The organism is Kitasatospora sp. MY 5-36, assembly GCF_001182915.1.
Lineage (GTDB): Bacteria > Actinomycetota > Actinomycetes > Streptomycetales > Streptomycetaceae > Kitasatospora.
Genome location: NZ_LFVW01000590.1, coordinates 1 through 3,681, shown reverse-complemented (window position 1 = coordinate 3,681; position 3,681 = coordinate 1). Strand labels below are relative to the sequence as shown.

General features: G+C 73.8%; 2 protein-coding genes and 1 pseudogene. 1 reads left to right on the top strand and 2 read right to left on the bottom strand.

Features of this window, described 5'->3' with window-relative positions; translation table 11 throughout:
• Positions 1–140 precede the first annotated feature (140 nt).
• Entirely contained in the window at positions 141–1,652 is a 1,512-nt protein-coding gene (locus AE652_RS30930) for a metallophosphoesterase family protein (protein WP_049657503.1), read from the bottom strand.
• A gap of 574 nt (positions 1,653–2,226) precedes the next feature.
• Here AE652_RS30930 and AE652_RS49315 point away from each other — a divergent pair.
• Positions 2,227–2,838 (top strand): transglycosylase family protein, encoded by a 612-nt coding sequence (locus AE652_RS49315; protein WP_053112346.1) that lies wholly within the window; start codon positions 2,227–2,229, stop codon positions 2,836–2,838.
• Positions 2,839–3,008: 170 nt separating this feature from the next.
• Here the strand turns inward: AE652_RS49315 and AE652_RS30920 are convergent.
• Positions 3,009–3,681 (bottom strand): annotated as a pseudogene (locus tag AE652_RS30920) (amino acid transporter); the annotation flags it as partial.

The window sequence follows — 3,681 nt, the reverse complement described above, 5'->3', positions numbered from 1 at the left end:
TAGGAAACTTCCCTAACCTTTGACAAGAGGTCCGGCATCACCGGACGTGTTTTCGATTCCCTTTCACCATAGGCGAGTTGGTGCGACAGCGAGGGCCCGCCGCGCACGGGCGGCGCGGCGGGCCCTCGACGACGGGTGCGCTACCGGCGGGCGCCGGCGACCGACCGGTCCTGCGAGCCCTCGCCCTGGGAGTCCTCGCCCTGGTCGTCGTCGTCCCAGCCGTCGCTGCGGTCGCGGTACAGGGTGAAGCGGTCGTACAGCACCGGCGTCGGGAGCGGGGCGGCGGCGGTGGCCGGGACGGAGTGGTAGTAGCTGACGGTGATGGCGGTCCGGCCGCCGGGCACCGTCCCCGGGTCGACGTCGAAGACCGCGACGCCGTAGGGGTAGCGGGTGTCCGGGTCGGTGACGGCGGACCAGTGGGCCTTCTCCTTGGCGTCCGGGTCGGCCTTGTAGGTGAGGCGCTGGGTGCGGACGGTGGCCTCGCGGACGCCGTCGGCGTCGGCGGGCAGGTAGACGTCGTCGTGCCCGGCGGTGCCGCCGCCGCCGAGGATCAGGTGGACGGTGCCCTGCGAGGTGTCGATCTGCCGCAGGTCGTCGTCGGCGACGGCCGGCGTGAGCAGGCCGCCCGGGGCGGTGCCGCGCACCGGGTGGGTGCGCTCGTAGTCGTGGTCGTGGCCGGCCAGCACGAGGTCGACGCTGTGGCGGTCGAGCAGCGGCAGCAGCTTCTCCCGGATGCCCATGTCGCCGCCGTGGCTCTGGGCGGAGGAGGACATCGCGAACTGGTGCAGGTAGACCACGATCCAGTCCACCGAGCTGCCACCCCGGGCCCGCGACAACAGCCGGTCCAGCCAGCGGAGTTGGGCGCCGTCGCTGTACCCGCTGATGTAGATGGACTGCCCGGTGGCCGGGTCGATGCTGGCGTCGTCCTCGACCGCGATCTCGTTGCCGTCCAGGCTGACGAAGAGCACCGAGCCGATCTGGAAGCCGTACCAGGTGCCGCAGTGGTCACGCGTGCCGTTGTCCGGCAGCTCGAAGCGGGTCAGGTAGGAGGCGTAGCCGAGCTCCCCGCCACCGGCCTCGACCTCATGGTTCCCGGGTGTGGGCATCCACGGGCGGTGGGCGGCCGATCCGGACATGTTGTTCATGAACGCGTTCCAGGCCTGCGGCTGGCGCTGCGGGTTGTTGTTGGCGTACGCGAGGTCGCCGTTGAGCAGGTGGAACAGCGGGTCGAACCCCTCGACCTGACGGACCGCCGCCGCGCCGTGGATGGAGGACTTGCTGAACACGTTGTCGCCGGTGCCGAGGTCGCCGAAGCTGGTGAAGCGGAACGCGGCCCGGCCGGGCGCGGGAGCGGTGCGGAAGGTGCCGCGGACCGGCTGGGCGCCGTCGTGCAGCACCTCGTAGACGTACGTCGTGTCGGGCCGCAGGCCGTCCAGGCGGGCGTGGTGGGTGAAGGTCTCGACCTTGTTGAGGCCGTCCACGTAGCTGCGGCTGCGCGCGTGCACCGTCCGGCCGGCGCCTTCGCGCGGGGTGCCGATCCGCACCCGGGGACGGTTCACGGACGCCGCCGTCGCCCAGGAGACCGTCATCTCGCGGGAGGGCTCGTCGCCCCACTGGAGGTGGATCTGCTCCGGGCCGGGCGTGCCGGCCACCGCCGGCTGGGTCCACAGCAGGGTGGACGCGGGCAGCGCGGCGAGCGCACCGGCCGCCGCACCGGTGCGAAGGACCGTCCTTCGAGACGTACGGGATGTGCGGGAAGTACGAGAGGGTTGTGCCGCCACTGCCGCCTCCTGGGCTCGGGGAAACGCCGAGGAGGCTCCCAGCCGCACCGCACGGCCGGGTCACGCCCAGCCGTGCGGACGGCGAACGGCAGCCGAACGGCGGGTGGCCGGGAACCCTCGGTGCACGACCTTGTCCGCGGTCGGCCGGGCGGCGCGGGAGCCCCGAGGTCGCGGCGCGCGGGCCGGGGCCGCGACGACGGCTGCCGGCGCCGGAAGCGGGCGGCAGGCGCACCAGCGGCGAGGTGACGAGGCACCAAAGCGACGAAACGGCAAGGCGACGAGGAGTACGGCCGGTCGGCCGCCGACCACCGGGGTGGCCCCGGACCGCCGTGCGGGTGACCCGTCGGACGTGTCGTCCACGGAACGCACCGTCCGGCGTGCATGGGTGGGAGTGCGCCGCCCCCGTGGACGGCGCCGGTCTTGTCCCCGAGCCTGAGAGCCGCCCATGCCTCCCACCGTTCGCCTGCGCCGCATCGTCCCGACCGCGCTCTGCGCCCTCACCGTGGCCATCGCCGCCCCCGCGGCCCACGCCGCGCCGCCAGGCCGCGACAGCCGGTCCGACCCCGGGAGGGAGGGCGGCGGCTCGTACGACTGGGACCGCGTGGCGGCCTGCGAGAGCAGCGGAAACTGGCGCATCAACAGCGGCAACGGCTACTACGGCGGCCTCCAGTTCGACCAGCCCACCTGGCGGGAGAACGGCGGCCTCGGCTACGCCCCGCGCGCCGACCTCGCCACCCGCGAGCAGCAGATCGCCGTCGCCCAGCTCCTGGCCGAGCGTCGCGGCCTCTCCCCCTGGCCCGTGTGCGGCGCCCGCGCCACCCACGGCCAGGGCCGCGACAACGCCCCGCCGCCCCCGGCCCACGCCCACACCCACGCCGCCCCGGTCGAGTCCGAGGACGGCACCTGGACGGTCCGCGAGAACGACACCCTCGCCGACCTCGCCGAGTCCCTGCGCGTCCCCGGCGGCTGGCCGGCGCTCTACGAGCTCAACCGCGACGCGGTCGGCGAGGACCCGGACCTCATCCATCCCGGACTGGTCCTCGAACTCCCCTCCTAGGACCGGTCGAACCCGACCGCCGCCCGCGCCCGCCCAGGCGCGGGCGGCGGTCCGTCGTTCCGCCCCGGACACGCCGCCGGCCCGTCCGCTCACCAGGAGCGGACGGGCCGGGGCGGACGGACCGGGGCGTGGGGGCCGCAGCGTACGGGCCTCGCAGCAGAGGCAGGCCGTCAGCCGACGTGGACGCGCGGGCGGCGCGAGCGGTCCGGCTCGGCCTCGCGCAGCACCTCGCGGGTGACGGGTGCGACCTCGCCCTGTCCGAACAGGAAGAACCGCAGGAACTGGGCGAAGGGGCTGCCCTCGGTCCACTCGAAGTAGAGGTGCGGCTGCTGCCCGGTGCGGTCCCGGATGTTGAGCGCCAGCGCGGCGAGCGCGTTCGGGATGCTGGAGCTCTCCAGGGTGAGCACCCGGTAGCGGCCGTGCAGCACCTCGCCGCGCACGGTCAGCGCGGCCTCGAAGTCGGAGGCGTCGCGGACGGTCACCTCGACGAAGACCAGGTCGTCCTCGCCGGGGATGTCGTTGTCGGCGCGGATCTGGTGGATCTTGTCGCGGTACTCGGCGAGGTCCCGGCTGTTCGGCTCGTTGGCGATCAGCCGCAGCGGCCGGTGGGCGTAGTCCCTGATGAAACGTTCCGCCACGTCGTCCAGGGCCACGCTGGTGACGCGCAGCTCGAAGGCGCGGCGCAGCCGGGAGAGCAGCGAGACCAGGACGATCCCGGCGATGAAGCAGGCGCCGATCTTCAGGCCGTCCGGCCGCTCCAGGCAGTTCAGCACGGTGGTGTAGAGGAAGATCGCCGCGATGACCGCGAAGGCGACCGTCCAGCCGCGCTCGCGCTTCTTGTGC